Source organism: Mesorhizobium sp. (assembly GCF_004962925.1).
Lineage (GTDB): Bacteria > Pseudomonadota > Alphaproteobacteria > Rhizobiales > Rhizobiaceae > Mesorhizobium.
In genome coordinates this window covers 1-4,747 of record NZ_SUEO01000327.1, presented here as the reverse complement: position 1 = coordinate 4,747, position 4,747 = coordinate 1, and the positions used below count along the sequence as shown (strand labels likewise).

Annotated in this window: 5 protein-coding genes; 2 read left to right on the top strand and 3 right to left on the bottom strand. The window is 61.2% G+C overall.

Annotated elements, in window-relative coordinates:
• Window positions 1-186: transposase (locus E5W87_RS34070; protein WP_292407918.1), on the top strand; the 186-nt coding region annotated here is incomplete at its 5' end.
• A 178-nt stretch (window positions 187-364) separates the two neighbouring features.
• Here the strand turns inward: E5W87_RS34070 and rho are convergent.
• The 3 genes from rho to hemE all read right to left on the bottom strand — a co-directional run bounded on the left by rho (window position 365) and on the right by hemE (window position 3,461).
• Window positions 365-1,630 (bottom strand): transcription termination factor Rho, encoded by a 1,266-nt coding sequence (gene rho, locus E5W87_RS34065; protein ID WP_292407921.1) that lies wholly within the window; start codon window positions 1,628-1,630, stop codon window positions 365-367.
• Window positions 1,631-1,893: 263 nt separating this feature from the next.
• Entirely contained in the window at window positions 1,894-2,436 is a 543-nt protein-coding gene (gene hemJ, locus E5W87_RS34060) for a protoporphyrinogen oxidase HemJ (RefSeq protein ID WP_292407915.1), read from the bottom strand.
• Window positions 2,433-3,461 (bottom strand): uroporphyrinogen decarboxylase, encoded by a 1,029-nt coding sequence (hemE, locus tag E5W87_RS34055; RefSeq protein ID WP_292407912.1) that lies wholly within the window; start codon window positions 3,459-3,461, stop codon window positions 2,433-2,435. Before hemE ends, hemJ begins: the two co-directional genes overlap by 4 nt.
• A 403-nt stretch (window positions 3,462-3,864) precedes the next feature.
• Between hemE and E5W87_RS34050 the strand changes: the two genes are divergently transcribed.
• Window positions 3,865-4,686: a pyruvate, water dikinase regulatory protein gene (locus E5W87_RS34050; RefSeq protein ID WP_292407908.1), complete on the top strand. Its 822-nt coding sequence runs from the start codon at window positions 3,865-3,867 to the stop codon at window positions 4,684-4,686.
• Window positions 4,687-4,747: the final 61 nt, after the last annotated feature.

The following is a 4,747-nucleotide window of genomic DNA, read 5'->3' as shown; positions in this document are numbered from 1 at the left end:
CGCCTGAAGCACTTCAACTGGCTGATCGCACGGCAACGATTTGCCGTCGAGACGACCTTTGCTACCTTGAAGAACCGCATGCGGCTTTGCGCCATCCGCTATCGCGGCCTGGCCAAGGCGGCAGGCCAGGTCCTCATCGCCGCGATGGCCTTCAACATGCGCCGCTGGGTCACGCTCGTCACCTGATCCAGGGCCGCACTGCGCCCGAAATCCGCCGCACACGCCAAACCCTAACCCATCCGGCCGCAAATCAGCGCCGAAGAGCGCCCCGTACTGGTCTCGCCTTCTCCTTTTGCGCCCAGAGCCTAATAACGCAACGGGCCCACAAAGGGGAGAAGGCAAGAGGGGTCGCGCCATTGCCCTCTTACGTATTCATCGAATCGAAGAAATCCGCGTTCGTCTTGGTCTGCTTGAGCTTGTCGATGAGGAACTCGATGGCGTCGGTCGTTCCCATCGGCGCCAGGATGCGGCGCAGCACGAAGATCTTCTGCAGGTCCTGGCGGGCGACCAGCAGGTCTTCCTTGCGGGTGCCGGACTTGAGGATGTCCATGGCCGGGTAGATGCGCTTGTCCGCCACCTTGCGGTCGAGCACGATTTCCGAGTTGCCGGTGCCCTTGAACTCTTCGAAGATGACTTCGTCCATGCGGCTGCCGGTATCGATCAACGCGGTGGCGATGATGGTCAGCGAGCCGCCTTCCTCGATGTTGCGGGCGGCACCGAAGAAGCGCTTCGGCCGCTGCAGCGCATTGGCGTCGACACCGCCGGTCAGCACCTTGCCGGATGACGGCACCACGGTGTTGTAGGCGCGGCCGAGGCGGGTGATCGAATCCAGCAGGATGACGACGTCACGCCCATGCTCGACCAGGCGCTTGGCCTTCTCGATCACCATTTCGGCGACCTGGACGTGACGCACCGCCGGCTCGTCGAAGGTCGAGGAGACGACCTCGCCCTTCACCGAGCGCTGCATGTCGGTGACTTCCTCCGGCCGCTCGTCGATGAGCAGCACGATCAGGTAGCATTCCGGATGATTGGTGGTGATCGAATGGGCGATGTTCTGCAACAGCACCGTCTTGCCGGTGCGCGGCTGCGCCACGATCAGGGCGCGCTGGCCCTTGCCGAGCGGCGCCACCAGGTCGATGACGCGGGCCGAGATGTCCTTCGAGGTCGGAACCTCCATTTCCATCTTCAGCCGCGAGGTCGGGTAAAGCGGCGTCAGATTGTCGAAATGGATCTTGTGGCGGATCTTTTCCGGGTCGTCGAAATTGATCGTGTTGACCTTGAGCAGCGCGAAATAGCGCTCGCCCTCCTTCGGGCTGCGGATCGGGCCTTCGACGGTGTCGCCGGTCTTCAGCGAGAACCGGCGGATCTGCGACGGCGAGATATAGATATCGTCCGGACCCGGCAGATAATTGGCATTGGCCGAGCGCAGGAACCCGAAACCGTCCTGCAGCACTTCGACCACGCCGTCGCCGATGATCTCGATATCCTGGGTCGCCAGCCGCTTCAGGATCGCGAACATCAGCTCCTGCTTGCGCATGACGCTGGCGTTCTCGACCTCGAGCGATTCGGCATAGGCGATCAGCTCTGGCGGTTTCTTGTTCTTGAACTCTGTGAGTTTCATTTCTTGCATCATTAGACGGACTCTGAGTGAGTAAGCATTGGGGAAATATCGGCGGGATGCGACAAATGCCGGGCGCGGCCGAAGCGATGAATGGGGCGGCGCATGACGGGAAGGAAGACCCGTCTTTTATCGTCGGTCGACTGAAAGAGCAAGCCGCCTTTTGTGAGCGGCGCGCGTCTCTCTCTACGCGCAAAGGACACTGTAAGACTTCTTGAGTTCCGCATCGTGCTTTTCCGAAAATCGATTCCGATTTTCGGGCCGATGCAGTGGCGTCAAAACGGCTTCACGATGACCAGCACGACGATGACGATCATCAGCAATGTGGGGATCTCATTGACGATCCGCCAGTGCTTCGCGGGCTTTTCGTTGCGGTCCTCGGCGAATTTTCGCACCGCGCCGGCCAGATAGCCGTGAACGGCGGAGAGGCAAAGCACCGCAGCGATCTTGGCATGCAGCCAGCCGCCCTGAAAACCAAAGCCTTTCCAGGCAAGCCAGAGGCCGAACGCCCAGGTAATGATCATGGCCGGATTGATGATGCCGCGCAGCAGGCGCCTCTCCATCACCTTGAAGGTTTCCGACTGTACGGAGCCCTTCTCCGCATCGGCATGATAGACCAGCAGCCGCGGCAGATAGAGCATGCCCGCCATCCACGAGATGACGGCAATGACGTGGATCGCCTTTGCCCAGGGATAGAAATCATCAGGTCCGAACAGGAACAGAAGCCCGGCCAACACGAGGAAAACCGCAATCGCGATCGCCGCGCGGCGCATTGCGCCGGCACCACCTTTCGCGGTGCCTTTTCCCATCATCGTCATGATGCGCTTCGCACCAGTTTCACCATCGCCTCGACATGCGCGGTCGGCGTCTCCGGCGTGATGCCGTGGCCGAGATTGAAGATCAGCGGCCCAGCGCCCAGTACTTTCAGGATTGCGTCGACGCCGTCGGCAAGCGCCTTGCCGCCGGCCACCAGCCGCAACGGATCGAGGTTGCCCTGCACGGCCCCGCCGTGTTGCAATTCCTTTGCTGTCGATAACGGCACGGTCCAGTCGAGCCCAAGTCCCGTCACGCCGGTCTTCTGGCGATAGCTCCGGTAGTGGGCACCGGCGCCCTTGGGAAAGCCGATGATCGGAACGTTGGGATGGACGGCTCGCACCTGCTTGACGATCTTTGCCACCGGGCTGATGCAAAAGGCCTCGAAAGAAACTTCATCGAGCACGCCGGACCACGAGTCAAAGATCTGCACCACATCGGCGCCGGCCTCGATCTGGCGGATCAGATAGGCGGCCGAATGGTCGGCAAGCGTGTTCAGCAGCTGCAAGAAAGCGGCCGGCTCGCGATAGGCAAACAGCCGCGCCGGCGCCTGGTCTGGGGTGCCGTGGCCGGCAATCATATAGGTCGCCACCGTCCACGGCGCGCCGCAGAAGCCGATCAGCGTCGTTTCATCGGGCAGTTTTGCCCGAAGCCGTCTGACCGTCTCATAGACCGGTTCGAGATTCACGTGAAACGTTTCACCGTCCAGCGCCGCAATCTCCGTGGCCGAAATCGGCGTCAACAGCGGCCCGCGTCCCTCCTCGAAGCGCACATCGCGGCCCAGCGCATGCGGCACGACGAGGATATCGGAAAACAGGATCGATGCATCGAAGCCGAAGCGTTCGATCGGTTGCAGCGTCACTTCCACCGCGAAGTCGGGATTATAGCAAAGATCGAGGAACGATCCGGCCCGCCTGCGTGTCTCCCGATATTCCGGCAGATAGCGGCCGGCTTGCCGCATCATCCAGAGCGGCGGTGGAAACACCGCTTCGCCCTTCAACACGTCCAGCATGATCCGGTTTCCAGGCATTCGGCGCTCGCCTCTCCAGGCTTCTCTATAATTAAATATTCTATTTCTAGGAATCTTATGATTCTAAGAGTCTGTTGGTATCGGTGGTTGTCTCCTGTCCCGCTTTGCCCCGGAAAAGGCCAGCCAGCATATTGTCGCGTGCTTCTTCTGCCGGACAGGAGGGGATTGGGGACAGTCGGAAATTTCCAACTGGAGTCAATGCGTTGCCGCCAGCGCAAAGAAAATGGGCCTGTGGATAGGGCCGAGTCAAAAAAGCCCGTCCCCGGACTTGTCCCCAGCCGTCCGACGAAGCCGACAGCGCATCGAATTGTGGACAAACCGGCATCTGATACAGTCGCCCCGAACCGGCCGATCTTTCCGACCGACCTTATCCACATCGGCCCACAGCTTGGAATGAACCCCTGTGAACAAACCCCAGAGCTTCTTTCACCTCCACCTGATTTCCGATGCCACCGGTGAGACGCTGCTGGCGGCCGGCCGCGCGGCTTCCGCGCAATACAAGGATGCGCGTGCCATCGAGCACATCTATCCGCTCATCCGCACCGAGAAGCAGGTGACGAAAGTGTTCGAGGACATCGAGGAGGAGCCGGGCATCATCCTCTATACGGTGGTCGACCAAAAGCTTGCCCGCGGCATCGACGAACGCTGCGCCGCCATGGGCCTGCCTTGCGTCTCCGTGCTGGAACCTGTCCTGACCGTGTTCCAGTCCTATCTCGGCACACCGGCCGGCCGCCGTGTCGGCGCACAGCATGTTCTCGACGCCGAATATTTTCGCCGCATTGACGCGCTCAACTTCACCATGGAGCATGATGATGGCCAGTTGCCGGCCAATATGGATGACGCCGACATTGTGCTCGTCGGCATTTCGCGCACCTCGAAGACTCCAACCAGCATCTATCTCGCCAATCGCGGCATCAAGACCGCCAACATCCCGATCGTGCTCGGCGTGCCGGTGCCGGAAAGCCTGGTCAACGCCAGGACGCCGCTGATCGTCGGGCTGATTGCCACCGCCGAGCGCATCTCGCAGGTCCGCCAGAACCGCATCCTCGGCAACACCAGCGCCTATGAGCCGACCGACTATGTCGACCGCGCCGCGATCAGCGAAGAGCTTGCCTATGCCCGCCAAATCTGCACCCGGCATGGCTGGCCGATGATCGACGTCAGCCGCCGCTCGATCGAGGAGACGGCGGCGGCCATCGTTGCCCTGCGAGGCAAGACGCGCTAGGGCGTCGATATTCAGGTGATGCCGGCCTGCAAATGGCGGCTTCCTGCGCTTCCGGTGCTCA

Excerpts from the sequence above, each read along its gene's own strand:
- rho (WP_292407921.1), bottom strand. The coding sequence starts at position 1,630 with ATGCAAGAAATGAAACTCACAGAGTTCAAGAACAAGAAACCGCCAGAG.
- hemJ (WP_292407915.1), bottom strand. The coding sequence starts at position 2,436 with ATGACGATGATGGGAAAAGGCACCGCGAAAGGTGGTGCCGGCGCAATG.
- hemE (WP_292407912.1), bottom strand. The coding sequence starts at position 3,461 with ATGCCTGGAAACCGGATCATGCTGGACGTGTTGAAGGGCGAAGCGGTG.